The organism is Agathobaculum massiliense, from assembly GCF_900291975.1.
Classification (GTDB): Bacteria; Bacillota; Clostridia; order Oscillospirales; family Butyricicoccaceae; genus Agathobaculum; species Agathobaculum ammoniilyticum.
Genome location: NZ_OMPN01000001.1, coordinates 925939 through 951619, shown reverse-complemented (window position 1 = coordinate 951619; position 25681 = coordinate 925939). Strand labels below are relative to the sequence as shown.

Here is a 25681-nt window from a genome sequence, read left to right as displayed (position 1 = left end):
ATTCGCAGGCTTACCTTGCTGTGTCAGTTCTAATCGGTCTCGAATTTCCTCTCTGGCGGCTGTCTGCAAATCTTCGTTCAAGTTTCATCACCTCGTTTCTTTGCTCGGCTACAAGTGCCTTTCTATCTTCAAGTGTTCCGTCAATCAAAATATCAAGGAGATATTCAATATAATCTCTCTTGTTCAAGGCTTCTGTAAATAGCGGATGCCATTCGTCCTCTGGCTGCTTCGGTGCATAGTCCTTTTCCCACGCTCGGAGCTTGTGGAAGTAATCGGACAGCACACGAAAGCACCGTTTTTCCTCCGCTTCAAACTTCTGTTTGGCGGTAGGCTCTCGGATTTTTGCCACGATGGACGGCTTGCCGTTTCGGTCATAAGCGATACCGAAATCGTCAGCCAGTTTCATAGCGGCTTCTTTGCTCGGCAATTCAAACAGTCGGGAAACAAAGTCAACGGCATCCCCATCCGCACCGCAGCCGAAACAATGAAAACGCTTATCCACTTTCATGCTCGGTGTGCGGTCATTGTGAAACGGACAGGCTATCATTCCGGCTCGGTTTACACGAAAGCCGTAAAACTCTGCCGCCTGCCTTGTCGTGACCGACTGCTTTACTGCTTCAAATACATTCATTATCAACCTCCCAAAATGGAAAAAGCACCTGTCATTCTCAAATCGAAAATGGCAAGTGCCTTAAAGCTCCATATTCTGTTTTTTGTGCGGACGGTGTTCGCTCCGTCTCGCTTCATTTTCCTGTTTTGCCAGTTCCTTGTTTCTTTCAAGTCTGGCAAGGATGGAGGGCTTGACCTTTTCCTTAATCTGCTCTTTGCTCGTTTTCTTGACCTCCGGCGAAAGAAGTCTGGACTGGATTTTCTGCAATGCAGACTGCATGGCATTTTTGATTTTGCCAATCACGCCATCCAAACGGCTGATTGCATAGTCACGCTCTTTCTTCGGTGCTTTGCGTTCCGGCGATTGAAGCCATGTCTTTGTTTCCTCAATCAGCCGAATGTCCTCCTTGTGGGTTTCCACTCTGACTGTATCTGTCACGACCTCCACCGCCTTGTCATAGGCAATATCGGCAACATCATCAATCAGCGTTTCCACATCCTCGATTTTCAAAGTCAGTTCCTCTAATCTCTGCTCCTGTACCTCCAACTGCTCTTTTTGTTTGGCAAGAATGAAGTCCTGTTTTTCAAGATAGGCTCGCCCTCCATATTCCGGCTCTTGCTCCAAATGCAGACCATGCCTTTTTGCAATATCAAAGAGCATGGCACGACAGGCAGAATCGAAAGTCATTTTTCGGTTGTTGTGTCTGCCTTGCTTCTTGGTGGGGTCTGGCAGTTCAAAGCCTAATGCTTCAAGTGCCTTTTCCTGTTGTGGGCAAATCTCGCCGTAGCGGTTTTCACAGTCGAATACATGGCGTTCTTGAATGTGCGGTGTCGCTTCATCCAGATGTAATGCCCAATCCAGAATGTGAACATGAGAGCCGAAACGCCGTTCCATCTCCACGAAGAAATCCGTCACGACTTTCAGCAGAACATCAGGCGAAACATGGTCGCCCATCTTTCCGATCTGATAGATGGTTTCCTCCGGGCAAGTCCTTTTGTCTTTAAGCAAATCCGTTGTGGTGCGGTTGCGTTCCGAGTGCCTGTTCTTATCGTTTCTGGCGTTCTGTGCTTCGACATAAGCACCGTATTTTGCGGAGTAGAACAGTTCCTCCACTTCCTCGAAAGTGTCTGCAAGCTCGCTCTGGACTTGCTTCTCTGCAAAGGTGCGATAGCCGTTGAAGCAGTCCCAATAGACATTGTGCTTGGCTCGTTCTTCGTCAATGTGTTCGCTGTTGCTCACATCAAAAGTGCGGTCATTGTGCTTCGGGTTGTAAGTGCCATGCTTGCCGGAGCGACCGTTGTGTCTTGTTAATTTCAAACCATTTCTAACCTCCGTTCAGATTTTCCCCGCAGGGGAAAGGGGCAGCGAAGCTGCCATCCTTGCTGCAATTTTGCGACAAGTAATACCCAGTACTAAGTGGCGAAACGCCACTTAACTGGGCAAGGCTGCCGCCCTTGACCTGCACAGGGATATTGCATTCCCTGTACCCATGCACAAAGGGCTTGCCGCCCTCTGTACTCCTGCCCGATAAACTGCTTCACATCGTCAGCTGCCGACATTTGCAGTCCATCGGTTTTTGCGAAACTCTCCATCGGAGACTTTCACAAAAAAATGGAGAAGTCCAATTTCGTCAAATCGGATTTCTCCACTTTTCGGATATGCCGTTTCCGACACATCCGCTTTGCAAATGAGCAAAGCAAAAGCGACCAACTTTTTACGGTTAGTCGCCTTTGGTTTGTTCATTCTATTCAGTTTTTACGAAACAAGAGAGTTTCTACCATTACCTTTCTAACGCTAAGTATTCTTGCCCCATAAAGAAGATTGTCAATTCGTCATGATCTACTTCTATCTCAAATTCTACACTACTATCTCCCTGTGTCACGCAGATTATATCCGAGTAAGAAAAACCATAAGATGCGTTACCGCAGGACAGACCCGAATCGGGCATATCTTTACTCACAGCAAGTTCCCCGTTCTCTTGAAAGGTAAATACCTCCTCCGCATTTGTATCCTTCCATGTGCCAATAATATCTTTTTCGTTCTGAATGCGATTTACTTTACCGACACATACAATGGCAAGTATAACTACACCAACAGTCAAAGCAATGCCTGCAACTCTCTTTACCAGTTTCTTTTTACGCAATTTCTATTACCTCCGTTTCAGTTGCTTTGTTAGATTGAATGATTACATATTGCTCAATTTCAGTTCCTCTACAATTTCCACCTTTGATACGCTTCTGACAGCAAACAGCATAGCGATACATACCATAGCACCGACCGCCAGAACTGCAAGAGCATAAATACCACCGTTGATATAAAAAGCAAATGGTGTCATACCCGACGATATGAAGTAGTAGATGGCACAATGAATCAAAAAGCTCACAGGCAACGCAAGAACCAATGCTTTTACGCCGTACAAAACAGCTTCAAGCAATAGCGTACATTTCAATCCTTTGGCAGTCATACCAACAGAACGCAGAACAGCAAATTCGCTTCTTCTCAAATGAATTGTATTTGAGATAGTGTTGCAAACATTCAAACTGATAATAACCGTCATCAGGATCGAGAACAGGCAGATTACCAGTTTTGCAATCGTATATACCTGTCTGGAATTATTCGTTGCGGCTGCAATGTCCACAGTTTGCGGAAATCCTCTGTCAGCCAGACAGTCCATTGCTTCTTTATGCTGTGCTGTCTGTATTCTCATTTCCACATAGGCGTTATCATCTATCAGCCAGTTAAAATAACTTAAAGGCACAATGAGGACAGCTCGATCTCTCACAAACATGGATTGGATATTTGCATTTTCTTCTGAAACGATTTCTTCCACGATAATCGGCAAGGCATCCTCGGATGCCCCCAACGGAATGATTTCAGTTCCCGGTTCAATAAGAAACGGGGAGCCTGCAATCACTCGATTTTGACCCGCATTATAATATCCCATTGTCTGATTGAGCAGGATTCCACGATTGGAGCTGCCAGTCATAATATGAAAGCCATTTTCCTCACAAAAGGAAGTAAAATGTTCTTCGTCCAGTCCTACGACATATACCTCTGCTTTCGTACCATTGATAAAATATCCCTGCATATCAGGATTGATTTGTTCCTGCGAAAATTCAGCAGTCATATATCGCTGAAAAGAATAGGAAACATCCGCAGTGATATTTTCATCCGATAATGCCCCGATTGCGGTAGGAATATCTTTGTATTGAATCGTCGAAATCACATCAGTATAACAGGAACCGTCCTCCTTCATGTCCAAGGATGTCTGATAAAGCATAAAATCAGACAAACTGTATAAGGAAAGGGCAATTACCACCGACAAGAAAATAGAGCCAGTAATTGCTCGGAAGCGTTTTGGATTACGCTTAATATTTTTAGCTGCCAGCGAACCATAAATGCCAAAAACCAAAGAAACGATTTTTCCATCACGGAATTTCTTTTTTGATACCGCATTGTTAGACTGGCGGATAGCTTCAATAACTGTAATTTTAGCAGCTTGCTTCACAGGCTTTCTGCTTCCGAAGTACAAAGAAGCAATGCCGGATAATCCGCTGACGAGTAGGATAAGTCCGTTTACCTTTAAGGACAGTTCTACAATGCCAAAAGTGAATGTTTCTCCAAAAGCTGCCCTGACCACACTTAACAACAGAGCAGACAGCAGTATGCCGACAACCAATCCCAAAGGTATGCTTACCACACCCAAAAGAAAGGCTTCTAAATATACACTAAGGCGTTTTTGCCCTTTTGTGGCTCCAATACTGGATAACATTCCCATCTGCTTAATTCGTTCCTGCAAGGAAATGGAGAGGGCGTTGCTGATCATTGAAGCGGATGCAGCCATCAAAAGGCAAATGACCATGACTACCAAAGCAATCAGTTTGGCAGCTCCTTTGCCGCCGGTAATTCCATGATAGACTAACAGTTCAGAATGAAACTTTGCTACATGACTGTCTACTGCCGCAGCCACTTCTTCGGCTTCTGTATAGATCGAATTGGATAAATTCTTTGCCTTGACATACGCAGCAAAATCGGATGCCGTTTTGTCAACGCCTGCAAAGGCATTATAGTTTGCTGCGATTTTTGAGTCATTCACATCTGACAGAATACCAACAACTACATACGCTTTCTCTTTCGTTGGAACGAAACTTTCTTCTTCGCCCCTATAATTTGTCAGCCCGGAAAGCTGGGCATTATATTCATCCCAAATTCTTGAACCAAGGGTTAAAGAAATCGTATCTCCAATCTCTGTGTTCATATTGTTTTTCTTCAAAAAAGATTCTGAAATAACAAGCTCATTTTCATCTTGCGGGAAACGCCCCGCAAGCAAATACTGATTTAACGAAAATCTTTGGGTAAAGTTCTCGTCAATCTCGCCAACGGAGAGCATTGTACTGTTGGATTTCTCCCCGTAAAAACTGTTTCCGGCAAAGCGGAGAAGCGAAACCTCGCCTACATTGTTTTGACTATATAGCTCTTGAACCTGCTCCCAAGTCAAATCCTCCATGTAGTAGTCATAATCGCCACCATACACTTTTTCTTTCTCTTTCAAAAAATCAACCAACGACCATCCCCCACAGAGAATAGCGGTTATCATACTGATTGACAAAAGAATGGTTAAAAGTGTGAGTAGGGTACGCTTTTTATTCGACAGCAGATTCCTGAGTGTAAGCGTGAAAATCATATTCATCAGCGTATCACCTCATCCCTCACAAGTCTGCCATCCTGAATTTCCAGAATACGGTCTGCCTGCATTGCGATTTCACGGTCATGGGTAATCAGGATCATTGTCTGGCGATAGACTTCATTGGATTCACGCAGAAGTTTCATAATATCCCTTGTGTTCTCCGTGTCCAGATTTCCCGTCGGCTCGTCCGCAAGGATAATCGCAGGTGCGTTAATCAACGCTCGTCCGATTGCCACTCTTTGTTGTTGACCGCCGGATAACTGACTTGGCAGGTGCTTTCTACGCTTTACCAGTTTGAGCGTGGATAGCAGTTCTTTCAAACGCTCCTTATTGATTTTACGCCCATCCAATCGAATCGGCAGCGTGATATTTTCCTCGACAGTCAAAACCGGGATCAGATTATAAAACTGATAGACAAGCCCAACCTGCCTTCTTCTGAATACAGCCAATTCATCTTCGTTTTGCTCATAAACATCCTGTCCATCCACAAATACTTTTCCCGAAGTTGGTCTGTCAACACCACCTAAAATGTGCAACAGGGTAGACTTGCCAGACCCAGATGCTCCAATGATTGCAACAAACTCTCCTTTATCGACGGAAAAAGAAACATCTGACAAAGCATGGACAGGAGCATTGTCCATTTCATAGGTTTTGCAGATATTCTCTACTCTTAATATTTCCATAAAAAGTTCCTCCATATATTTTTGCAATTCAGTATAGCAAAGCCAAGTGACTGCTTCATTACTTTTTCATTACAAAAATGTCACTTAAAAAGGGGCTGCATTAAGCAGTCCCCCGATAAAAGCAGATTTCAAATTCTGCACCGCCTGACTTCCGGTTTTTCGCCTGGATGACGCCGCCCTGATTGACGATGATTGTTTTTGCCAGAGCCAACCCCAAACCGGCATTACCGATTGTAGAGCCACTTCCTTGATAAAATCGGTCAAATAGATGCGGTATATCCTTTTTCCGAAAACCTGCTCCATTATCCGCTATAATGATCTGTGTCAAAAGAGGTCTTTCTATTGCCTTGATTTCAATACTGCTGCTCTCTGGTGAATGTTCGATACAGTTTTTAATTACATTCCCCAAGGCTTCAGCAGTCCAATCAGCATCAAGAGCAAGTTTCAGTTCTGCCGGAATCACTTGCGTTATTGTCTGCATTTTTAATTCTGCCGCAATCTCCAGAGGACGAATTGCTTTTTCTACCACATCTTTTAAGTATATCTCCTGTGGCTTTAGAGTAATCGTTCCTGCATCCAGCTTGGATATTTTCAGAAGTGTGGCTATCAGCCACTCCATTCTTGATAAGAGCATAGTCTGTTTGCGGATCAGCTCATACCTTTCTTCGTCAGTCAGTTCCTCATTACACAGAGAAGCATTTAGGATATTCAGCGATGTCAAAGGTGTTTTTAATTGATGTGAAATATCGGCTAAAGCATTCGCCAAATTACCTTTCTCCATTTTCAGAGCTTCTGCCTGTTCAATAAGTCGTCTTGTCATCTTAGATATTTCATCATGTAAAACAGATAATTCGCCTTCTTGAAACTGCCCAAAAGAAATCGTTTCATCTCCATGCAGCAGCCTATCAATATGCAAACTAAAATCAGCAATTTTCTTGTATCTCTGATATGTAAAAAAGAGGGAAACTGCACTTGATGAAATGATAGCCGACAGAACAATCCACACAGCTTTGCTATCAACGATAATGCCAATGCCGCCCCAAAATAGAATAAGAATACTGCTGACAACAATCTGCCTTTTAACTTCTTTATTTCTGATAAAGTCCATATCAACCCACCTTATAGCCAAGCCCACGAACGGTAATTATGATTTCCGGCTCCTGTGGATTTGTTTCAATTTTGTCACGCAGCCTTTTCATGTAAACAGTCAGCGTATTATCATTGATAAACTCTCCGGTAGTGTCCCATAAAAGCTCCAACAATCTTCTGCGAGAAAGGACAATACCTTTGTTACGCAAAAAGACTAACAGCAACTTATATTCCATAGCAGACAATAAAATCTCTGTTCCGTTTTTTACCACGGTTGCTTGATTTGTGTCCACAACTAAGTCATGGTAGCTGATAATGTTTTGCGTGTTCTTAGTTCTCCTTAATACGCTGTTGATCCTTGAAAGAAGCTCCCTTGGTCTAAATGGTTTACTGATATAATCGTCAGCTCCCATGTCCAGTCCTGCCACAACACTATATTCATCATCAGACGCCGTTAAGAAAATAACCGGCATAGTTCCTCTTTCTTTAATTGCAGAACAAACAGAAAAGCCATTTCCATTTGATAATTGAATATCCACCAAGGCTATATCGTATTGGTCGTTATCCAATTTTTCTATTGCTTCTTTTTGCCCGGAAGCACTTTCGATTTTGAACCCTTCATTTCCTAAATAGTCCGATAATGAGGATACGATACTTTGGTCATCCTCCACTAATAATAATTTACTCATCATGTATTCTCCTTGCTGAAAGGATTTCTGGCATCATTGCCTTTTTCGTTAGGTATAAATTCAAGAATATCATCAACTCCGCAATGGAGTGTGTTGCATATCTTTTCGATGGTGTCAAGGGAAAGGTAATTATCTCGTTTCAATCGGGTTATGATGTTGGCACTAAAACCTGCCTGTTCCATCAATTCCGCATTGCTCATACCCTTGTCAATCATTAAATGAAACAACTTTTTATATGTTACCGCCATAGCTTACCCTCCTTGTGCTTACATATTCTATTATTATATCACGCAAGTGTGAATAAATCAACACTCTTGCGGTAAATTCGTAGTTCATATTAGCTCCATAACGCATACTTTTCCTTTTTTGGGTAGGTAAGGACTTTATACCTTGACGATATGTAACAGTCAAAACATCGGGTACAGACCCGACATTTTGACCGCAAACAGACCCGAAAAGCTACATTATCCGTTCTGACCGTTAAAACCGTTTTGCTTCGCCAATTCGCTTGCTTTTCGTCTGCGTTCCTCGCTCATGGGCGGCTGAAAGCGGATAGACAATCTGGACTTGTCAATCCAATAGGACACACCGCCTTGCCCCATACTCATATCCAAACGGCAGAGGTCGGGGTACTTCTTGCTGAACGCTTCAAGGCGTTTCCGAAGTCCGGCATTGTAAGTCTGGATATGAGCTTCTTCGTCTGCTTCATTAAACAGGACGATTGTTTCTTTCTCATACTTCGTCAGCTTACTCATAAAGCCCCTCCATAATCGGAACAGGATAGCTGTCCGGCACATACTTGTGGTGAGCAAAGCGTTCCATTTCCACCCTCATGTTGTAGAAGAAACAGCGATACCAACGGTCACAGTCCTTGTCATTCAACTTGACTGCCAGAGCGAAAAACAGCTTCTTAGCCGCAGGGTCGGGAGCAAGTGCAGCCACAAGACGCAAGCGTTGAACGGTCGCTTCTCGATTCGGACAGCCAAAAGCATAAAGAGCTTTCTTTTCATTGATGTTCATATTCATAGTGGGTTCCTCCTTGAAAGATTAAGATTTAAGGTTAATAAAAGCAACAAGCATTTCACGAAGAACGAAACACTTGCCGCTTGAATTACGGTATTAAATTGTCGGGTTCAGACCTTGTTTTTTTAATCCTCTTTGGGATTGAGTGGATATTCATAGGCTTCTTTCATAAGTAGCAATCCTGTGGACAGTCCGCACTTAAAATGCTCGGTGCTTTCGTACTGCTGAATAATCGTCATTCGCTGATGAAGCTCCTCCACTTTGGAAAAGTCAGCTTTTGAAAACCTGTTCGCCAGTTCGTCCATAAGGTCGGCAATGGCTTTGACCTCTGCCTTGTAGCCGTCCTGTTGCGGTACAATGTTCTCCAATGGGTACATATCGCCGCCGAAAATCGCTTCCATAATCATTTAATCACCCCCTCCGCTATAATGGCAGTAAATCATTTCATGCTTGACAATTTCCTCGGCTCGGTTGCGGATAGAGTTCATAGACTGCACCCACAACATCTGATTTTCCGCTTTCATTTGCTCTGTCACGCCCTCGGCTCTTGCCATCTGCTCCATAATCAGAGAGAAGCGGTCATTTGCCTGTTCGTTCAGATCCGCAAGGACGGAATGAAGCCGACAGGACAAAACAAGCTCGTTGTAAACGGTGGGGCGGTAGTTCTGCAAATAGGCTTTGTGAAGTCTGCCCCAATGCCCGATAGGTCGCTTTTCCTCCGGCAGCTTCAAATCCGGCACATAGTAATCTCCCACAAGGACATAGTCAATGCCGTTTTCATGGATTCTCGCTTTCAGTTCGTTCATGCTGTGATAGCTCCTTTCTGTGGTTCTCGCTTCGGAAGATTGCTGACAGGGATAAATACGCCCCTTGCAATATCCTCGGCTCGAATGGCATTTTTCTTTTCGTCCATCTCGGCTTTCTTTGCCGCCTTGATTTTGTCCTCATAACGCTTCTGGGCACCGCTGGCTTTACGCTTCAAGTAGTTCTGATGAAGTTTGTCCTTGCGTTCCTCACGCTTGCGGATTTCCTCTAATTCTTCCGGTGTAAGCTCCACTTCGGCAAATGCCGGAGGGACGAAACGCCCGACAAAGTTAAAGAAGATTTCAACCTCTTGCGTAGTCTCTCGACTGCCTTTTCTGGCTCGCTCATGGACAAGGATTTTATCGACAAACTCATTGAGCATGGTATTTGTCAGCTTGTCGAAGTTCTGATACTTGTCAATCAGAGCGATAAAGCGGTCTGCGGATTTCTCATGCTTCTCATAATCTCCGACAGCCTTTTCAAGTGTTGCAATCTCGGCGGTAAGTGCCGCCTGTTCCTTTGCGTACTGTGCATCCAGAACGGCATATCTGGCATCGGGGAGCTTGCCCAATACATTGTCCTCATAAATTTTACAGAGCAAAACTTCCAGTTCTGAAACACGCTGTTTTGCCGTAGCAAGCCTTGTGCGTTGCTTCTTGACCTCGCTTGTCTGCTGACTGGACTGTGCTTCTTGTACCACTCGGACAAACTCGGCTCGCTCATGCTTTGCATACTCGGCTATGGCTCGGAGCATATCGGAGACAAGGGAAAGTACCACATCTTCATTGATACGGTGCTGTGTCTTGCAGAGCGTTCCACAAGGGACTTTTGTGTACTGTGAGCAAGTGTATTGAGAGATACGCTTGCCGTTGTTAGTGCGGTGGACATACATCTTGCCGCCGCAATCGGCACAGTAGAGCAAGCCTGTGAGGGGAGCAGCTTCGCCCCATCCATCGGGGTATCGTCTGACCTTGCTTCGGATTTTCTGTGCAAGGTCGAAAGTCTCTTGGCTGATAATGGCTTCGTGGGTATTCTCGAAAATCGTCCATTCGTCCTCCGGGACATAATGGCTTTTCTTGTCCTTAAAGTGCTTTCGGGTCTTGAAATTGACGGTATGACCGAGATATTCACGCTTGTCCAACAGATTGACGATAGTGGAAGAACCCCAACCGTACACATCCTTGAAAGTCTTGTTTTTGTTCACGCCCTCGTTATGCTGTGCAAGGTAGGCAGAGGGAATGAGTATCTTGTCCTCGGACAGCTTCTTTGCAATCTGATACGGTCCGTAGCCGTCAATCGTCATAGCAAAAATACGCTTGACAACCTCGGCGGCGTATTCATCAACAATCCATTGGTCTCTCGTCTCATTCCAGAGATAACCATAAATGACCGTCCCTGTCAGATGCTTGCCTGTCATGCCTTTGGTCTTGAAAGTGGACTTGATTTTGCGGCTTGTGTCTCTGGCGTAGTATTCGTTCATGATATTGCGAAAAGGGGTAAAATCATCGTCTCCTCTGGCACTGTCCACACCGTCATTGATGGCAATGAGACGGACACCTCTCTGGCGTAAAATCTCCATAATCTGACCGACTTTGAGATAATCACGCCCCAGACGGCTCATGTCCTTAATGCACAGATAGTCCACATTTCCGGCTTCGACTTGCCGCATCATATCAAGAAAGCCGGGTCTATCGAAACAAGTCCCGCTTATTCCATCGTCCGTAAAGTGGACACAGTTTGTAAAGCCTTGCTGTGCGGCGTATTCCTCCAATAATTTTTTCTGATTGGATATGGAATTACTCTCGCCTTGCAGTTCATCGTCACGGCTCAAACGCTCATACAGGGCGGTTATTTTCTGTTTGCTCATGGGGGTCTCCTTTCTGCTTTGTAGCCTTATATGTTTTAAGAGACTTACTCATATCGTGATGAATAAGTCTCTTAAAGCATACAACACCGGCAGCCAGCTTGTATTTTTTATACTGACGGACTGCAAAGTGATTCGGCTTTTTCTTTTCCAGGGCTTCAAACATCAGATCCACCGGGTTCTGGAACTCCTCATCATCTTCCCGCACCTCCATTGCGTTCAGGAACTCAATCAGGGTGGAGAAATTCTGTTCCTCAACCGGAGCTTCATAGTGGATATATCCGATCAAGGCACAGTAGAGCAGCGTTTCCGCCTTCGTCCAGAACTCATCACCGGCTTTTCCATCACCCTTTGTGTTGGCAATCAGCGTTGTCACCAGTTTCAGAATGTCTTTTTCTGAATGGATATAGGCAAATGGGTTATAGTGCATCGACTTCTGAAAGTTGATGGTGTTGAAAATCTTGATGGTGTAGCCATGCTTCAAAAGGGCGTTGCCGCACTCAATCACGATGCTGCCTTTCGGGTCAGTGACCACATAGGAACTGTGCATCTGGAGAAGGTTTGGCTTCAACCAAAAGCGAGTTTTACCGGAACCCGAACCGCCGATAATCAGAACATTCTTATTTCGGGCATTGGCAGGATTCTTCGGGCGATTGCTCATCATCAGCCGCTCCGTTTTCGTCAGGATCACATTGTCCTCGAACTTTGGTGCAATAAACGGCTCAATATCTTTTGCCGTTCCCCAACGAGCAGAACCGTACTCAACATTGTGTCGGTACTTCTTTGCGTTTTTGCCTTTTAGATAGACAGCCAGCCGAAGTCCTGCGCCGCAGAGAATACCAATCAGCAAATCCAACGGGTGAAAGCTGGGAAACGGATTGTTCAGGGCTATCGGAAGGGCATGAAAAAAGCTGAGGATTTTCGCAGATGAATCTGCCCCCTCAGCCAATCTCCATGCTTCTCCTAAATTCGTAGCGAACAACCCTACCAGAAAATACGGTAAATTCAGAATCAGGAGCTTTTTCATTTTTCTCTTATCCATCACAGATCACGCTCCTGTTTCTTCTCTCGAACCTTCTTCGGAATCGCTGCGACAATTTCCTTGAACTTCTTCAGCTGCGCCAGAACGCTCGGCTTTTCATTCTTGGTTAATGCCCTTGCCTGATGTTCCTTGCAGATTGCATCCAAAGCATCTGCATCTTTAGAACGGACAAAAACAAGAAACCGGGGAGGATCAACGGACTTATCTTTTCTTACGGCAAAGTCCACGCCATACTTCTTGGCGAGCTTTTCAAAATCACGGATACTCTCTTTGTCGATCTCAACATTCGTAGCACCCTGATTCTGTCCCAAAAGCTGTTTCACGGATTGCTTTCCATGAACGGCAGGGTCTCGTGCCTTTTTCATCTTCACTTTTTCCCGGTGCTGCAAATACTTGCGGATACCGGCAATGATAGTGCGCCCCGTCAGCTTGGTTGTGCTGATCGCCAGGTTTACTGTTCTGTTTTCAACTTCTTCCTGCATGATTCATCACCTCCTGCAAGCAGTAGAGTGAACAGATTATCGTGCCATATCTCTGTGGTCGTAATACAGATTGCCCTTGGCAACTGCGGCATGGCTGATAATCTTGATATTGCCAGCTTTCTGGTTATCCAGAGCCTTCTGATAACCCACATCGCTCAAATACAGGCGATTTCTTTCGCCTTTCCAACCGACAGGCGATTCATCGGTCAGCACATCGAAAATAATCATGTGCTTGGTGGCGTCATCAAATCGTGCCAAGTCCATATAGGTATGTCCCTGGTACTCCTTGGCACCATCCTGAATCCGCTTTCGCTCCATCAGCTCTCCAATCGTCGAATTTCTTTGCATAAGAACCTCCTTACAGAACATCTCGGTCAGGGTTACTTTTGTGGGGAACCGAATCAGCTTTGACAGGTGCATCTTCTTTCTTCACCATGTCATCCGGCAGGGGAAGCGCCATAATGCTGCGCCCCATGCGTACAAAAGTCTCAGGCTGATGAAAGTGTTCCTCAAACTGCTTCATCAGTTCCGGGGACAGAGAACAAAAATCATCCTCGCCCAATCCCACAACCAGAAAATCACCGGCGATAATGTCATAAATATCGCCGTCATCATCACGCAGCGCACGGTTCAGTTCTTTGCCTACGAGTTTACCTTCGTCGTGCATCACCAGTGCAACCGGCTCATTGAACGGATAAGTTGCCTCAATATCGCCACCTACGGCTTTCTGCAAATCCTCCAGCTCACAGCCGATCTGCACAGCCTGCGGATACATGAACGGCTTTACCAGCAACACATTCATGGTATCTGCCTGTTCTTTCTGAACCTCCCGTTCCTCGGTCGTGCCGAACGCAACACCGGTAAAGTTTTCGGAGTCCAGAATGTACTCCGAATTGTAATAAGCGGCTCTAACCTGTTCCTCTGCCGCATCGTGAGATTCTGCTTGCACCGTAACCGTTTTCTCCAAGGTTTCGGTGATCTTCACATCGTATTCTTTCAAGTTTCGATACCTCCGTTTCTTTGGAAATAAGAAAAGCGACCATCCATGAACCTGTTACAGTTCATAAATAGTCGCATCCACATCGGCTAAAAGCTCGAACAAGCAAATATCGTCCAGTTCGCAAATCAGGGAACCCATGTCGAAGAAAATATCGTCCTCGCATTCCACCGTAGTAACCACGCTGCGGTGTTCGTTAAGACAAATGGCTTCTTCCTTGTCCATCGTGATCGTAGACATACAGGACACCACATAGAATGTCATATCTTCTGCTAACCACAGCTCCTTGCTCTGAATCGTGCGAACTTTTTCATCGCCGCTCATATCTTCTACATAGGACAGAAGCCGCACGGCTCTGCTGTTCAGAAGTACCTTTCCCTGATAGTCGATACCCTCACCAGCAGAGGACAATACTCGATACTCGCTAATCATCTCGGCATTTTTCTGAAACGACTTTGCCAGAAGCGCAGGAGAAATATCATCGAACTCCTCACTGTAGTTTACGAGCATATCTACCATATAATCAGGATCGCAAAGGTCGTAGAGTTCTTCCAAAGCGCCCTGAATGTTTTTGGGTGTAAACATTTTTTACCTTACCTTTCCATTGATTTTTCTCTTTTTTTCTGCCATTGCTCCAAAAGCTGAATGATTTTATCCTCCATCTGCTTGTTGGTATAGGACTTCGGGAAGTATTTTCGCAACGAATCCGTTTTGAAGGTTACTCTGTCCAGCTCTCCCTTCTTGATTTCATTCATAATCTCGCACATCGCATCCAGCGTACACTCGCCCTCCTGTGCGAGCTTTTTAATTCGCTGTGCTTGCGAAAGGGAAGGAGCTGCTTGAGCATAATCCATTGCAGAAAGAAAATCCTTCTGTTCTTCACTTGCCAGATAGGAAAGCTCCACCGCAGGATTGAATTTGATCTGACCCGTATCTACCATATCCAGCAGTTCCGGAATCAGTTCGGTCAGACGGATATAACGGTGTACCTGATTTCTGCTTTCTCCTGCCTCCTGACCGACTATATCCATTGCCTGCAACTTCATCCCAACTTGGGATGAAGTTAAATCGGTGCGTTGACCTTGATGTTTAATCGCATCCAGCTTCATCTTATAAGCAAATGCTCTTTCACTCGGCAGGATACTCTCCCTCTGCAAATTCGCATCAACCATCAAAATAATGGCTGCATCATCGTCCAGGTCACGAACAATCGCAGGCATGGTTTCCTTACCCGCAAGCTCCGATGCCCGGTGCCGCCTGTGACCAGAAACGATTTCATAACCACCGTCGGGGTCAGGACGGACAATCGCAGGAGTGAGAACTCCGAAATCTCGGACGCTCTCTGCCGTTTTCATCATTTCTTCATCATCAACCACACGGAAGGGGTGTCCCTCAAAGGGGTGTAGCTCAGAAAGCGGAATTTCCTGCACACGCTCCTGCTGGGCTTCAGCTCTGGATTGATCGGTGGAGAAAATATCATCGTACCCCTTCAAGCTGATGTTTGCGCCTTTTTTCTGCATTGTTTAACACCTCCTTCGTCAGAATTTTATAGGCTTCGGCAACTTTGCCTTTGGGATCATGCTTGAAGATACTGGTTCCCTCTGCGCTGATTTCCTCTGCACGGACAGAGCGGGGAATGTCGGTCTTGTAAACCTTCAGCTTTCCGCCGTAGCTCTCCCGAATCAGATTGCTGATGTCTTTGGAGTAGTTGGTGCGGCTGTCCACCATCGTCAGAAGAATCCCTTCAATCCTCAGTTTCGGGTTGATTTGCCTCTTGACCTTGTTGATGGTTCCAAGCAGCTGTTCCAGACCCTTTGCAGGAAGGTATGCTGCCTGAACCGGTATCAGCACATTGTCGGCAGCTGCCAACGCATTGACGGTCAGCATACCCAAAGACGGCATACAGTCAAGAAGAATGTAATCATAATTCTGTTTGACTGTATCCAGGTATTGCCGGAGAATGGTTTCCCGGCTCATGGCATTGACCAGTGCTACCTCCATACCTGAGAGTTCGATGTTGGACGGCACCAAATCAACGCCCTCCGGATGATGAAGAATCCCTTCATCGGGAGTAATAGGGTTTTCCATCATAATCTTTCCCATCAGATCGGAAAGTGTCGGAGACAGATCATCCGGGCAGGGATTGCCCAAACTGACCGTCAGGGAAGCCTGGGGATCGGTGTCTACCAGAAGCACCTTTTTTCCTTCAAGAGCCAAGCCAACGCCCAGATTCTCGGTGGTGGTGGTCTTTCCAGTGCCTCCTTTCTGATTGACCACCGCAATGATGGTTGCTTTTTTCGACATTTATCGTCACTCTCCTTCCTCTCGCTTCATTTTCAATTTCTTAAATCCTCCTTCCAAATATCCGTGTGACATATCGTGCCGAACAAGAGCATCGTAGTAGGTGTCTATTGTCGTCGGCGCATTGTATATCGTAGTCAGCATATACTGACGGATATTTCTAATCTTTGTGGTGTTCTCCTTGAAGCAGTCCATAACATATCGAATGTGTTCGGCATTCAGTTTCATAAACCGACTGCGGACAATTTCTGCCGGACGCTCCTCTGCACCAATGCGAATCAACGGTCGCTTCGTGCAAACTGTTTCAACGATCAACTCCAGAATGTTATCCAGCATTTCGGAATCGTAAGGGTAATCCTTCTTCAACAAATCCATACTAAGCTGATCCGAGAAATAATCAAAGTATTCTTGATACCGGTCATTCTCGTCCATCATTCCACCATTTCCGGAAGGAAAGATAGAATCAGTATCACTAAATTCAGTATTTTTAATATCAGTATTATTACATTGTGATTTCGGAAGTTCTTGAGTTGTGATTTCCATTGTTCCAGAATTGTGATTTTCACAATTCAAGAGTTGTGAATCCACAGCAGAGATAAAGTTCTTCACATAGATCAGGTTGGGCTTTCCCAAACCCTGGCGCTTACGTTCAATCAATCCTGCTTTCTTCTCAAGTTCACTGAGCAGCTTGATAGCCTTTTGTTCAGCACAGTTCAGAGCCATCTTCGCTTCGTCGATTGTAAAAATGATATACACTCTACCGTTTTTATCTATCCAACCATTCTTGGCAGACAGGCTCATGCGGTCAAGCAAAATGCCATACAGCATCTTGGCATCGGCAGAAATATTCCAGAACCTCTCGTTCGTGAACAACACCTTCGGAACTCGATAGAATGTGAATAGATCGGATTGCTGACCGTAAAAATAATCAAAACTCACACGGCTTCACCACCTTCTTTCTGCGGAAAACTTTCTGTTGTCAGCGGAATGCTGCGGAAAGTCGTATCCGTCTTTTCGTAAGGACATCGGGCAAAATAGTAGAAGCGGTATTCCTGTTCATACACATCCATATCAACGAAGCCCCACTTCACGCATAACCTTCTTCGTACACCAACCAATGCACGGGTGATCTCGCCCATAGGGACAGCCATCACATTCCGACTTGGGTTTCGGCGGCAAAGAGATTAAGTAGTAGCAATTATTTCTACCCAGACGGCAGCCCTTTCTGCCATTCGTCCAGAAGTAGCAGTAATGACAGTCGCTCGGCTTGTCTGCGGTATAAACAGGCTTGCTCAAATAAAACACCTCCAATCTCTTGTATTTGCCCATGGGTTTGGGCATAAAAAAAGAGCGCCTATCCATCCCCAATGCGGGGCAAATAGACGCTCTATGTACATAACGATATTTAATTTTATCTGCTATAACTGCATGGTATTCAAAACATCCGCCTTTTTTGATTAGCTGGATTTTTGGCACGATTTTGGGGCTGATTAGCAGGAAGGGCATTTTCATTAGCAAGAACAGCCCGTTTTCTGCTAAAAATTAGCTGGCGATTTTGTCTTATAACAACCGTTCGATTCTGGAGGGGTTGTCAAAAATCAAATTTTGGAGTAGAATTTTATCTCATACAGTGAAAGAGCTTTTTCGTAGCTTTTTATATAAGAAAAGCCGAAAACCCTTGAAAACAAAGGCTTTCGGCGTTGTTCACTGGCGTCCATAAGAGGATTTGAACCTCCGACCCCACGCTTAGGAGGCGTGTGCTCTATCCAGCTGAGCTATATGGACGTGTCTGATATATGATTATAGCCCGATCAAAGTCGAACTGCAATCCCTTATTTAGTTTTTTTTGAGGTGGCCGTTGTAACGCAACCTTAGGAGGCGGACCCTCTATCCTGCTGAGGTACGGAGACATAAATATGTTGTGATTGCCTTTATTATAACAGATGGGTCGCGTTCCGGCAAGCCCCTGCGCGGCACAACACCGCGGTTAAAAAGGGAAGGCAATACGCACAGTATTTTTATATCATACTGTATGACGGGACGATTGTCAATCCAAGAACACATGAAAATACAGACAAAATAAGCAAAACAACTTTGTTAAAATAAAAACATTGCATGCCTGGGAGGAAAGTGCTATGATAAAATTAAGTAAAATGGGGTAGTAGGTAGAGTTTTGTTTTCATACCCTGTTTTGCCGGTAAAGGAGGGCATATTCGTGAAACAAATGCACATCACCGAAACCGTGCTGCGCGATGCACAGCAGTCGTTGATCGCAACCCGTATGCCGTTTGACGATTTTGAAGCCGTACTGGACGATATGGACAAGGCCGGCTATCATTCGATCGAATGCTGGGGCGGTGCGACATTCGACAGCTGCCTGCGTTACCTGCACGAGGATCCTTGGGAGCGGCTGCGCAAAATCAAATCCCACATGAAAAACACCAAGCTGCAGATGCTGCTGCGCGGCCAGAATCTGCTGGGCTACCACCATTATTCGGACGATACCGTCCGCCGCTTTGTGCGCAGGAGTGTGGAGAACGGAATGGATATCATCCGCATTTTCGACGCGCTCAACGATATGCGCAACATCGAAACCGCCGTGGATGAATGCCTCAAGGCGGGCGGCCATGCGCAGGGCTGTATCTGCTACACGCTCAGCCCCATTCACAATCTGGAGATGTTCGTCTCCCTGGGCAAGCAGATCGAAGCGCTTGGCTGCAATTCGCTCTGCATCAAGGATATGGCGGGCATCATGTCGCCGCAGGAATGCTACGACCTTGTCACGGCGCTGCGCGAAAACATCAAGCTGCCGGTTTATGTGCATACCCATGCGACCACCGGCCTGGGCTATATGACCTACCTCAAGGCGGCGGAAGCGGGCGCGGCCGGCATCGACTGCGCGACCTCGTGCTTCTCCGGCGGCACCAGCCAGCCCGCGACCGAGTCGCTGGTCTATGCGCTGGCGCAGATGGGCTTTGACTGCGGCGTGGACAGCAAGCAGTTGAAAAAGGTAAACGACTTCTTCCTGCCGGTCAAGGACAAGTTCTCGGCTAACGGGCTGTTCGACCCCTATGTGCTGTCCACCAAGACCGATGCGCTCAACTACCAGATCCCGGGCGGCATGCTGTCCAACCTGGTGGCGCAGCTCAAGGCGCAGAACGCGATTGACAAACTGGAGGCCGTGCTGGAGGAAACCCCCCGCGTGCGTGAGGACATGGGTTACCCGCCGCTTGTCACCCCGCTTTCGCAGATGGTTGGCGTGCAGGCAACGGTCAACGTCCTGCTCGGCGAGCGGTATAAATCCATCGGCAAGGAGATCAAAAGCTATATCAAGGGCGAATATGGCAAGGCGCCGGGCAAAATTGCTCCGGAGCTGGCGAAAAAGGTGCTGGGCGACGAGCAGCCGATGACCGGCCGCTTCGCGGATACGCTCAAGCCGGAATTTGAAGAGGCGAAGGCCTACCTGGGTAGCCGCGCGCGGAGCGAGGAGGACGTGCTTTCCTACATCGCGTTCCCGCAACAGGCGGAGCAGTATTTTGACCGCCGCGATCAGACCTTTACCGCAAGTTATTCGTTCAAGGAGGTCGGTTGACTATGATACAAGGACCGCTTAGTCCGGTCGAGGCAGTGATGGTTGCGCTGTCCGGCTTTGTGATCGTATTTTTGATGCTGGCATTATTGTGGGGCGTCATCATTGTGGTGTCCCGTATCGTCGGCGGCGTGGAAAAGAAAGCCGCGCCGGTCGCGGCGGCGTCCCAGCCCGCAGCGGCTCCGGTTGCTGCGCCCGCTGCCGCGCCCGCGCCGGCCGCCGCAGCGCCGCAGGTCGTGCTGGAGGGCGTTGACGAAACACAGGCGGCATGCGTAATGGCGATCGTAAGCCATGAAACGGGCATTCCGCTCGACCAGCTCGTGTTCAAGTCTATCAAGGCTGTATAAGGGGGAAAGAAAACAATGAAATATCTGGTTACACTCAATGGGAAACAGTATGAGGTTGAGGTGGACAAGGGCTCCGCAAGCGCGGTCTGCGTCGGGAGCGCGCCGGCGGCTCCGGCGGCCGCACCCGCACCGGCCGCAGCGCCGGCTCCGGCTGCCGCGCCCGCACCGGCGGCTCCGGCTGGCGGTGAGATCGTCGCGGCGCCCATGCCGGGTACGATTCTGGATGTCCGCTGCGCGGCGGGACAGGCGGTAAAGGCGGGCGACGTCCTGTTCATCTTGGAAGCGATGAAGATGGAAAATGAGATCTGTGCGCCGCATGATGGTACCGTCGGTTCGGTCAGCGTGCAGAAGGGCGCGACCGTTGAAACCGGTACGGCGCTTTGCACGATGTAACGGGAGGCGCGTAACATGCAATTTTCATTTATAGGCGCGCTAGAGGAGATCCTGGCCGGCTCGGGCTTCGCCGCATTGTTCAGCGACCCGCGCAGCCTGGTCATGATCCTGATCGCGTTTGTGCTGCTGTTTCTCGGCATCGGCAAAAAGTTTGAGCCGCTGCTGCTTGTACCGATCGCGTTCGGCATCCTGCTGGCGAACTTCCCCCTGACCGGCCTGCTCAACGCGCCGGCAAACGGCGCCAGCCCCGGCATGCTGTGGGTGTTCTATCAGGGGGTAGAGCATGCGATCTACCCCTCGCTGATTTTCCTTGGCATCGGCGCGATGACCGACTTCGGCCCCTTGATCGCGCGGCCGTCCTCGCTGTTGCTGGGCGCGGCGGCGCAGCTCGGCATTTTTGCCGCGTTCCTGATGGCGCTGGCGCTGGGCTTTGCCCCGAATGTAGCTGCTTCGATCGGCATTATCGGCGGCGCGGACGGCCCGACCGCTATCCTGGTCACCTCGCGTCTGGCTGCGGATTACCTGCCTGCAATCGCGATCGCCGCGTATTCCTATATGGCGCTTATCCCCCTGATACAGCCGCCGCTGATGCGCGCGCTGACGACCAAAAAGGAGCGCGAGATCAAGATGGAGCAGCTCCGTCCGGTGTCCAAGACCGAGAAGATCGTGTTCCCCATCGCGGTAGCGACCGTGGTTATCCTGCTCATTCCGGATACGGCGCCGCTGATCGGCATGCTGATGCTGGGCAACCTGTTCCGCGAATGCGGCGTGACCGATCGTTTGTCCGACACGGCACAAAACACGCTGTGCAATATCGTCACCATCTTCCTCGGCCTGTCTGTCGGGTGTAAGGCGGTCGCGGAGAAGTTCCTGACCATGGAGACGATCAAGATCATCGTCCTCGGCTTGATCGCGTTCATGTTCTCCACGATCGGCGGCCTGCTGTTCGGCAAGATCATGTGCAAGCTGTCGGGCGGCAAGGTCAACCCGCTGATCGGCTCGGCCGGCGTTTCCGCAGTCCCGATGGCCGCGCGCGTTTCGCAGGTCGAAGGCCAGAAGGCCAACCCGGCGAACTTCCTGCTCATGCACGCCATGGGTCCGAACGTTGCGGGCGTAATCGGCTCCGCTGTCGCGGCGGGCTTCCTGCTGAAAGTATTCGGCGCGTAAGCGGGCGCCGCAAAAACAGAGCGCAAGGGCGCCGGACGATTCCGGCGCCCTTTTCCGTGGGAATAGAGGCGCGGGAAGGCCTGAAAACTGACGCAGTCTTAACGCCTGTAAAACCCATTTGTATTGACAAAATACGCCATAATGCTATAATATAGGAAGAAATGAACGGGTGGTCTTTATTGTGCAGGTTTTGAAAGACGAGCTACGGCATAAGATTTTGCTGGAATCCCAGCATCTATTTCTGCAGAAAGGGTATGACCGGACCTCTCTGCAGATGATTGCGGATAAGGTCAATATCAGCAAGAGCAATCTGTACCATTACTTCAAAAACAAGGAAGAGTTGTTTTACGAGCTGACGGACGGCGCCGCGGAGGGGCTCAAGCGCCTGATTATGCGCTTTCGGGACAAGCGCTTTGACCCGCGCACCGGCGCGCGCGAATACCAGGTCCTGCTGACTGAAGAGGTCATTTCTTTGCTGCTGGCCGAGAAATACGGCCTGCTGCTCATTATGGAGCAGTCGCAGGGGACACGGTATGAGGGGCTGCGCAGTAGCCTGATCGATATGCTGGCGGCAAAGACTGCGCCGCTGCTGGCAGATGAGGACAACTGCTTGCTGCTGGCACAGATCATGGCCCGCAACCTGATTGACGGGACCGTGCAGATATTAAAGAACCGCGTCCGTCCGCGCGAGGTGCGGACCGGATTGAACCGGCTGGTGGAATACCATACACAAGGGATCAATGCGCTGCTCAAATGAAGCGGCGCATTTTTTTGCGGGAAGCGGCGGCTCGTTTTGCGGATAAGTCGGCCGGAGCAACTCCGGCAAAAAGCGCGTTCTACCTGCCTTTTGCGCTGCATAGATTTGTAGTAATCAAAGCGTCGACAGGCAGGGGGGACGATCGTGAAAGGCTTACCCGAAGAGCGGGCGGTCCGGCTCGCACAATATATGATCGAAGAAAAGGCGACGGTGCGCCAAACGGCGGCCAAATTTGGCATTTCTAAATCAACGGTACATAAGGATATTACGACAAGGCTGAAAAAGCTCAACGCCGTGCTGTATGACCGCGTGCAGGAGGTGCTGTACACCAATAAAAAGGAGCGGCACATCCGCGGCGGCATGGCGACGCGGGAGAAATACCGCACCCAGGCGGGGCGGGATACTGCGCGGCAGGGAAAAAAGAACGGCCACCCTTGCTGAAGAGGGTGGCCGACCTATGTACGCATCAGATCAATCAGATAGATTCCAAATCATGAATGCAGTTGCGGCAGACGTTTTTATCCTTGAAGTGGATTACGTCCTTTGAGCTGCCGCAGAAGACGCAGGCAGGCTCGTACTTTTTCAGGATGATTTGGCTGCCCTCCACATAGATTTCCAGGGCGTCTTTCACATCGATATCGAGCGTCCTGCGCAGCTCGATCGGTAGTACGATTCGGCCCAGTTCGTCAACCTTACGGACAATACCAGTGGATTTCATTTGATATACACTCCTTCATTCTTCATTCATTCCTTTGCCAGCATCAATCCATGTTGCGGCTCCCTGTATGGAGGAGACCGGCTTTTTTCTACAAGGGAGGGGAGAGGCGTAAATGCTTTCCGTGATCTGGGTCGCATTTCTGGCCCTGGCCCTGCTTTGCGGGGCGGTGACCGGCCGGTTGGACGCGGTCACTGCCGCAGTGGGAACAGGCGCGTCGGAAGCGGTCACGTTAGCCATCAGCATCGCCGGCCTGATGTGCTTTTGGAGCGGCGTGATGGAGGTGATCCGCGCTTCCGGATTGGCGGAAAAGCTGTCCCATGCGCTTACGCCCCTGCTCCGGCCGCTGTTTGGCAAGGCAGCGAACGACAGAGAGGCCATGGAACTGGTGAGCGCCAATGTGACGGCAAACCTGCTGGGACTGTCCAATGCGGCTACGCCGCTGGGGCTGCGCGCAGTCGACCGGCTGTACACGCTTGCCGGCCGGCGCGGTTCGCCGGATACCGTTTTGACATTGATCACCTTGAATACGGCGTCCATACAGATCATCCCGTCCACGGTGGCGGCGGTACGCGCGTCGTGCGGCGCTGCAGCGCCGTTTGACATCATGCCGGCGGTTTGGGGGGCGTCCGTGGCGTCTGTCGCGGTCGTCCTGCTGAGTGCGCGTATCCTCCGCCCGCTATTTCCCGATGAAAAATAAGGGGAAATACCTGTTCGGATTACAATTTGTATTATTGCATATGGAAAGCACAAAAAATGTCGAATTGCCTGTTATTTCCAAAAATATTTCCTAAAATTTGAAAATAAACGCGGGCTAGCGGGAAAGGGGAGGAAACATGCGGATGCTACAGAGTGCGTTTATCCCAATGCTGCTGGCGGCAGTGGGGCTATACGCACTGTATAAAGGGGTAGACGTGTTTCCCACTTTTCTGCGCGGTGCCAAAAGCGGCCTGAAAACGGCTGTTGAGCTGCTGCCGACCATGGTCGGCATGCTGACGGTCGTTTACATGCTGCGGGCGTCCGGAGCAATCGATTTAGCGGCGGCCGCACTTGCGCCGCTGTTGAATTTGCTTGGCATTCCAAAGGAATGCACCGCGCTGACCCTGCTGAAACCGATCAGCGGCGGCGGCGGTTTGGCGCTGGGCAGCGAGATCATGCAGCGCTGCGGGCCGGACAGCTATGCCGGTCGCGTGGCGGCGGTCATGCTGGGTTCGTCTGAAACCAGCTTCTACACGATCAGCGTTTACAGCGGTCATTTAGGGCTAAACCGGCTCCGCTATGCCGTGTTTGCCGCCCTTTGCGCGGATTTGACTGCCTTTGCCGTATCGGCGGCGATGGTGCGGCTCTATTTTCCATACATGTAACATTATATCGTGTTTACACGAAAAATACCATACGTTGAGAAAAAATTGTAGAATCATCCAAACAGCTTTCATAAAAACTGTGCAAAAATCAAGATATTTCATGGGTTTAATTTTCTCACAAAAAGAAGGGACTGTACAAGTACAGTCCCCTCTTTTTTCTGCTTGATTACTTTACGATTTCCTTGCCGTTCTCGTCGTACTCGAAGAAGCCCTTGCCGGTCTTGACGCCGAGCCAGCCGGCGCGGACCATCTTGCGCATCAGCGGATGCGGACGGTACTTCGGATCGCCGGTCTCGCGGTACAGCGTCTCCATGATCGCGAGGTTGACATCATGGCCAACCAAGTCGGCGGTGTGGAGCGGGCCGGACTTCATGCCGGCGCCGAGCTGCATGGCAACGTCGATATCAGCAGGGGAAGCGATGCCGTCAGCAACAATGCCCATGGCCTCGTTCATCATCGGGATCAGGATACGGTTTACGACAAAGCCAGGGCCTTCGTTGACCGATACCGGAGTCTTGCCCAAGGAAGCCATCAGGTCGAACGCGGCCTGGAACGTCTCGTCCGAGGTCTGGATCGCGCGGGTAACCTCGACCAGCTTCATGATCTGAGCCGGATTGAAGAAGTGGCAGCCGATCACCTTGTCAGCGCGGTTCGGCACGCTGGCGGCCATCTCGGTGATGGACAGCGCGGAGGTGTTGGAGCCGAAAATGGTATGCGCAGGGCAGATCTGGTCCAACTCCTGAAGAAGCTCTTTCTTCAGGTCCATGCGCTCCAGGATGACTTCCATGATGAAGTCGGCGTCAGCGGCAGCCTTGCGGTCCAGCGAGGTCTTGAGGGAAGCGAGCAGTTCGTTCTTCTTCTCTTCGGTCATTTTTTCCTTCTTGACGAGGAAGGACAGGTCGTTGGTGATGGTCTTAACGCCGCGGTCGATGAACTCCTGCTTTACGTCAAGCATCGTTACCTCATGGCCGTTGGTCAGGAAAACTTCCGTAATGCGCGCGCCCATGTTGCCGGCGCCGAATACACAAACTTTCATATTATATAACCCTCTCTCTCAATGATTGCAGATAAACAAACG

General features: G+C 48.6%; 31 protein-coding genes, 1 tRNA gene and 1 pseudogene. 8 read left to right on the top strand and 25 right to left on the bottom strand.

The window, feature by feature from the left end; genetic code table 11:
• Positions 1-10 precede the first annotated feature (10 nt).
• From DBQ51_RS04970 to DBQ51_RS04855, 23 genes and pseudogenes are all read right to left on the bottom strand, one after another.
• Positions 11-631, bottom strand: a complete 621-nt coding sequence (locus DBQ51_RS04970; protein ID WP_055163298.1) for a CHC2 zinc finger domain-containing protein — start codon at positions 629-631, stop codon at positions 11-13.
• A gap of 60 nt (positions 632-691) precedes the next feature.
• A complete protein-coding gene (locus DBQ51_RS04965; RefSeq protein ID WP_055163297.1) occupies positions 692-1927 on the bottom strand; it encodes a hypothetical protein in 1236 nt (411 codons plus the stop codon).
• Between the two features lie 463 nt (positions 1928-2390).
• Positions 2391-2753, bottom strand: a complete 363-nt coding sequence (locus DBQ51_RS04960) for a hypothetical protein (protein ID WP_055163295.1) — start codon at positions 2751-2753, stop codon at positions 2391-2393.
• Positions 2754-2795: 42 nt separating this feature from the next.
• Positions 2796-5300, bottom strand: a complete 2505-nt coding sequence (locus tag DBQ51_RS04955; RefSeq protein WP_055163294.1) for an ABC transporter permease — start codon at positions 5298-5300, stop codon at positions 2796-2798.
• Positions 5300-5980 carry an ABC transporter ATP-binding protein gene (locus DBQ51_RS04950; protein ID WP_055163293.1) on the bottom strand — a complete coding sequence of 227 codons (681 nt, stop codon included), beginning with the start codon at positions 5978-5980 and terminating at the stop codon, positions 5300-5302. Before DBQ51_RS04950 ends, DBQ51_RS04955 begins: the two co-directional genes overlap by 1 nt.
• A gap of 100 nt (positions 5981-6080) precedes the next feature.
• Positions 6081-7088: a sensor histidine kinase gene (locus DBQ51_RS04945; protein ID WP_055163292.1), complete on the bottom strand. Its 1008-nt coding sequence runs from the start codon at positions 7086-7088 to the stop codon at positions 6081-6083.
• 1 nt (position 7089) lies between these two features.
• On the bottom strand, positions 7090-7758 hold the full coding sequence (locus tag DBQ51_RS04940) for a response regulator transcription factor (protein WP_055163291.1): 669 nt from the start codon (positions 7756-7758) through the stop codon (positions 7090-7092).
• Positions 7758-8006, bottom strand: coding sequence for a helix-turn-helix domain-containing protein (locus DBQ51_RS04935; RefSeq protein ID WP_055163290.1), 249 nt, complete (start codon positions 8004-8006; stop codon positions 7758-7760). The genes DBQ51_RS04940 and DBQ51_RS04935 overlap by 1 nt, the downstream gene beginning before the upstream one ends.
• 216 nt (positions 8007-8222) lie before the next feature.
• Complete coding sequence (locus DBQ51_RS04930) at positions 8223-8513, bottom strand: hypothetical protein (protein WP_055163289.1); 291 nt, start codon at positions 8511-8513, stop codon at positions 8223-8225.
• Complete coding sequence (locus DBQ51_RS04925) at positions 8506-8784, bottom strand: hypothetical protein (protein WP_070101529.1); 279 nt, start codon at positions 8782-8784, stop codon at positions 8506-8508. The genes DBQ51_RS04930 and DBQ51_RS04925 overlap by 8 nt, the downstream gene beginning before the upstream one ends.
• A gap of 122 nt (positions 8785-8906) precedes the next feature.
• Positions 8907-9188, bottom strand: a complete 282-nt coding sequence (locus DBQ51_RS04920; RefSeq protein WP_055163288.1) for a DUF6809 family protein — start codon at positions 9186-9188, stop codon at positions 8907-8909.
• A complete protein-coding gene (locus DBQ51_RS04915) occupies positions 9189-9587 on the bottom strand; it encodes a TnpV protein (protein WP_055163287.1) in 399 nt (132 codons plus the stop codon).
• Positions 9584-11452 (bottom strand): recombinase family protein, encoded by a 1869-nt coding sequence (locus DBQ51_RS17525; RefSeq protein ID WP_055163286.1) that lies wholly within the window; start codon positions 11450-11452, stop codon positions 9584-9586. The genes DBQ51_RS04915 and DBQ51_RS17525 overlap by 4 nt, the downstream gene beginning before the upstream one ends.
• Positions 11453-11495: 43 nt before the next feature.
• A pseudogene (locus DBQ51_RS17520) lies at positions 11496-12491 on the bottom strand (type IV secretory system conjugative DNA transfer family protein); the annotation flags it as partial.
• On the bottom strand, positions 12491-12973 hold the full coding sequence (locus DBQ51_RS04900) for a PcfB family protein (protein WP_002304320.1): 483 nt from the start codon (positions 12971-12973) through the stop codon (positions 12491-12493). The pseudogene DBQ51_RS17520 and the gene DBQ51_RS04900, both read right to left, overlap by 1 nt.
• 36 nt (positions 12974-13009) lie before the next feature.
• Positions 13010-13321 carry a DUF5720 family protein gene (locus DBQ51_RS04895; RefSeq protein WP_002304317.1) on the bottom strand — a complete coding sequence of 104 codons (312 nt, stop codon included), beginning with the start codon at positions 13319-13321 and terminating at the stop codon, positions 13010-13012.
• Positions 13322-13331: 10 nt separating this feature from the next.
• Positions 13332-13973, bottom strand: a complete 642-nt coding sequence (locus tag DBQ51_RS04890; RefSeq protein WP_002588969.1) for a DUF3846 domain-containing protein — start codon at positions 13971-13973, stop codon at positions 13332-13334.
• A 54-nt stretch (positions 13974-14027) separates the two neighbouring features.
• Entirely contained in the window at positions 14028-14555 is a 528-nt protein-coding gene (locus DBQ51_RS04885; protein WP_002304315.1) for a hypothetical protein, read from the bottom strand.
• An 8-nt stretch (positions 14556-14563) separates the two neighbouring features.
• A complete protein-coding gene (locus DBQ51_RS04880) occupies positions 14564-15490 on the bottom strand; it encodes a ParB/RepB/Spo0J family partition protein (protein ID WP_002304314.1) in 927 nt (308 codons plus the stop codon).
• On the bottom strand, positions 15447-16274 hold the full coding sequence (locus DBQ51_RS04875) for a ParA family protein (RefSeq protein ID WP_002304313.1): 828 nt from the start codon (positions 16272-16274) through the stop codon (positions 15447-15449). The genes DBQ51_RS04880 and DBQ51_RS04875 overlap by 44 nt, the downstream gene beginning before the upstream one ends.
• A gap of 6 nt (positions 16275-16280) precedes the next feature.
• Positions 16281-17210: a DUF6017 domain-containing protein gene (locus tag DBQ51_RS04870; protein ID WP_002304312.1), complete on the bottom strand. Its 930-nt coding sequence runs from the start codon at positions 17208-17210 to the stop codon at positions 16281-16283.
• Positions 17207-17410: a hypothetical protein gene (locus DBQ51_RS04865; protein ID WP_223385014.1), complete on the bottom strand. Its 204-nt coding sequence runs from the start codon at positions 17408-17410 to the stop codon at positions 17207-17209. The genes DBQ51_RS04870 and DBQ51_RS04865 overlap by 4 nt, the downstream gene beginning before the upstream one ends.
• A gap of 569 nt (positions 17411-17979) precedes the next feature.
• Positions 17980-18056: transfer RNA gene (locus DBQ51_RS04855), tRNA-Arg, on the bottom strand.
• A 439-nt stretch (positions 18057-18495) separates the two neighbouring features.
• Between DBQ51_RS04855 and DBQ51_RS04850 the strand changes: the two genes are divergently transcribed.
• From DBQ51_RS04850 to DBQ51_RS04825, 6 genes are all read left to right on the top strand, one after another.
• Complete coding sequence (locus DBQ51_RS04850) at positions 18496-19863, top strand: pyruvate carboxylase subunit B (RefSeq protein ID WP_242977964.1); 1368 nt, start codon at positions 18496-18498, stop codon at positions 19861-19863.
• Positions 19864-19865: 2 nt separating this feature from the next.
• The gene (locus DBQ51_RS04845) at positions 19866-20207 is read left to right on the top strand and encodes an OadG family protein (protein WP_199855180.1); all 342 of its coding nucleotides are present in this window, start codon (positions 19866-19868) and stop codon (positions 20205-20207) included.
• Between the two features lie 15 nt (positions 20208-20222).
• Positions 20223-20600, top strand: coding sequence for a biotin/lipoyl-containing protein (locus DBQ51_RS04840; protein WP_107630930.1), 378 nt, complete (start codon positions 20223-20225; stop codon positions 20598-20600).
• A 15-nt stretch (positions 20601-20615) separates the two neighbouring features.
• The gene (locus DBQ51_RS04835; RefSeq protein WP_107630929.1) at positions 20616-21767 is read left to right on the top strand and encodes a sodium ion-translocating decarboxylase subunit beta; all 1152 of its coding nucleotides are present in this window, start codon (positions 20616-20618) and stop codon (positions 21765-21767) included.
• Positions 21768-21948: 181 nt separating this feature from the next.
• A complete protein-coding gene (locus DBQ51_RS04830; protein ID WP_159068070.1) occupies positions 21949-22524 on the top strand; it encodes a TetR/AcrR family transcriptional regulator in 576 nt (191 codons plus the stop codon).
• Positions 22525-22668: 144 nt separating this feature from the next.
• Positions 22669-22965 carry a sporulation transcriptional regulator SpoIIID gene (locus tag DBQ51_RS04825; RefSeq protein WP_054327249.1) on the top strand — a complete coding sequence of 99 codons (297 nt, stop codon included), beginning with the start codon at positions 22669-22671 and terminating at the stop codon, positions 22963-22965.
• Between the two features lie 34 nt (positions 22966-22999).
• Here DBQ51_RS04825 and DBQ51_RS04820 read toward each other — a convergent pair whose 3' ends face one another.
• Positions 23000-23242: an AbrB/MazE/SpoVT family DNA-binding domain-containing protein gene (locus DBQ51_RS04820; protein ID WP_054327250.1), complete on the bottom strand. Its 243-nt coding sequence runs from the start codon at positions 23240-23242 to the stop codon at positions 23000-23002.
• A gap of 112 nt (positions 23243-23354) precedes the next feature.
• On the opposite strand from DBQ51_RS04820, the gene DBQ51_RS04815 reads away from it, so the two are divergent.
• Both DBQ51_RS04815 and DBQ51_RS04810 read left to right on the top strand, forming a co-directional pair.
• Entirely contained in the window at positions 23355-23939 is a 585-nt protein-coding gene (locus DBQ51_RS04815; protein ID WP_054327251.1) for a nucleoside recognition domain-containing protein, read from the top strand.
• 142 nt (positions 23940-24081) lie between these two features.
• Positions 24082-24603 (top strand): nucleoside recognition domain-containing protein, encoded by a 522-nt coding sequence (locus DBQ51_RS04810; RefSeq protein WP_242977829.1) that lies wholly within the window; start codon positions 24082-24084, stop codon positions 24601-24603.
• Between the two features lie 166 nt (positions 24604-24769).
• Here the strand turns inward: DBQ51_RS04810 and DBQ51_RS04805 are convergent, their stop codons facing one another.
• Positions 24770-25639: a 3-hydroxyacyl-CoA dehydrogenase family protein gene (locus tag DBQ51_RS04805; protein ID WP_054327253.1), complete on the bottom strand. Its 870-nt coding sequence runs from the start codon at positions 25637-25639 to the stop codon at positions 24770-24772.
• Between the last annotated feature and the right edge of the window lie 42 nt (positions 25640-25681).

Excerpts from the sequence above, each read along its gene's own strand:
- DBQ51_RS04895 (WP_002304317.1), bottom strand. The coding sequence starts at position 13,321 with ATGCAAAGAAATTCGACGATTGGAGAGCTGATGGAGCGAAAGCGGATT.
- DBQ51_RS04845 (WP_199855180.1), top strand. The coding sequence starts at position 19,866 with ATGATACAAGGACCGCTTAGTCCGGTCGAGGCAGTGATGGTTGCGCTG.
- DBQ51_RS04930 (WP_055163289.1), bottom strand. The coding sequence starts at position 8,513 with ATGAGTAAGCTGACGAAGTATGAGAAAGAAACAATCGTCCTGTTTAAT.
- DBQ51_RS04885 (WP_002304315.1), bottom strand. The coding sequence starts at position 14,555 with ATGTTTACACCCAAAAACATTCAGGGCGCTTTGGAAGAACTCTACGAC.
- DBQ51_RS04840 (WP_107630930.1), top strand. The coding sequence starts at position 20,223 with ATGAAATATCTGGTTACACTCAATGGGAAACAGTATGAGGTTGAGGTG.
- DBQ51_RS04810 (WP_242977829.1), top strand. The coding sequence starts at position 24,082 with ATGCTACAGAGTGCGTTTATCCCAATGCTGCTGGCGGCAGTGGGGCTA.
- DBQ51_RS04850 (WP_242977964.1), top strand. The coding sequence starts at position 18,496 with ATGCACATCACCGAAACCGTGCTGCGCGATGCACAGCAGTCGTTGATC.
- DBQ51_RS04900 (WP_002304320.1), bottom strand. The coding sequence starts at position 12,973 with ATGCAGGAAGAAGTTGAAAACAGAACAGTAAACCTGGCGATCAGCACA.
- DBQ51_RS04945 (WP_055163292.1), bottom strand. The coding sequence starts at position 7,088 with ATGGACTTTATCAGAAATAAAGAAGTTAAAAGGCAGATTGTTGTCAGC.
- DBQ51_RS04835 (WP_107630929.1), top strand. The coding sequence starts at position 20,616 with ATGCAATTTTCATTTATAGGCGCGCTAGAGGAGATCCTGGCCGGCTCG.
- DBQ51_RS04915 (WP_055163287.1), bottom strand. The coding sequence starts at position 9,587 with ATGAACGAACTGAAAGCGAGAATCCATGAAAACGGCATTGACTATGTC.
- DBQ51_RS04940 (WP_055163291.1), bottom strand. The coding sequence starts at position 7,758 with ATGAGTAAATTATTATTAGTGGAGGATGACCAAAGTATCGTATCCTCA.
- DBQ51_RS04970 (WP_055163298.1), bottom strand. The coding sequence starts at position 631 with ATGAATGTATTTGAAGCAGTAAAGCAGTCGGTCACGACAAGGCAGGCG.
- DBQ51_RS04815 (WP_054327251.1), top strand. The coding sequence starts at position 23,355 with ATGCTTTCCGTGATCTGGGTCGCATTTCTGGCCCTGGCCCTGCTTTGC.
- DBQ51_RS04920 (WP_055163288.1), bottom strand. The coding sequence starts at position 9,188 with ATGATTATGGAAGCGATTTTCGGCGGCGATATGTACCCATTGGAGAAC.
- DBQ51_RS17525 (WP_055163286.1), bottom strand. The coding sequence starts at position 11,452 with ATGAGCAAACAGAAAATAACCGCCCTGTATGAGCGTTTGAGCCGTGAC.
- DBQ51_RS04865 (WP_223385014.1), bottom strand. The coding sequence starts at position 17,410 with ATGGGCGAGATCACCCGTGCATTGGTTGGTGTACGAAGAAGGTTATGC.
- DBQ51_RS04925 (WP_070101529.1), bottom strand. The coding sequence starts at position 8,784 with ATGAATATGAACATCAATGAAAAGAAAGCTCTTTATGCTTTTGGCTGT.
- DBQ51_RS04805 (WP_054327253.1), bottom strand. The coding sequence starts at position 25,639 with ATGAAAGTTTGTGTATTCGGCGCCGGCAACATGGGCGCGCGCATTACG.
- DBQ51_RS04880 (WP_002304314.1), bottom strand. The coding sequence starts at position 15,490 with ATGCAGAAAAAAGGCGCAAACATCAGCTTGAAGGGGTACGATGATATT.
- DBQ51_RS04875 (WP_002304313.1), bottom strand. The coding sequence starts at position 16,274 with ATGTCGAAAAAAGCAACCATCATTGCGGTGGTCAATCAGAAAGGAGGC.
- DBQ51_RS04955 (WP_055163294.1), bottom strand. The coding sequence starts at position 5,300 with ATGAATATGATTTTCACGCTTACACTCAGGAATCTGCTGTCGAATAAA.
- DBQ51_RS04935 (WP_055163290.1), bottom strand. The coding sequence starts at position 8,006 with ATGGCGGTAACATATAAAAAGTTGTTTCATTTAATGATTGACAAGGGT.
- DBQ51_RS04950 (WP_055163293.1), bottom strand. The coding sequence starts at position 5,980 with ATGGAAATATTAAGAGTAGAGAATATCTGCAAAACCTATGAAATGGAC.
- DBQ51_RS04820 (WP_054327250.1), bottom strand. The coding sequence starts at position 23,242 with ATGAAATCCACTGGTATTGTCCGTAAGGTTGACGAACTGGGCCGAATC.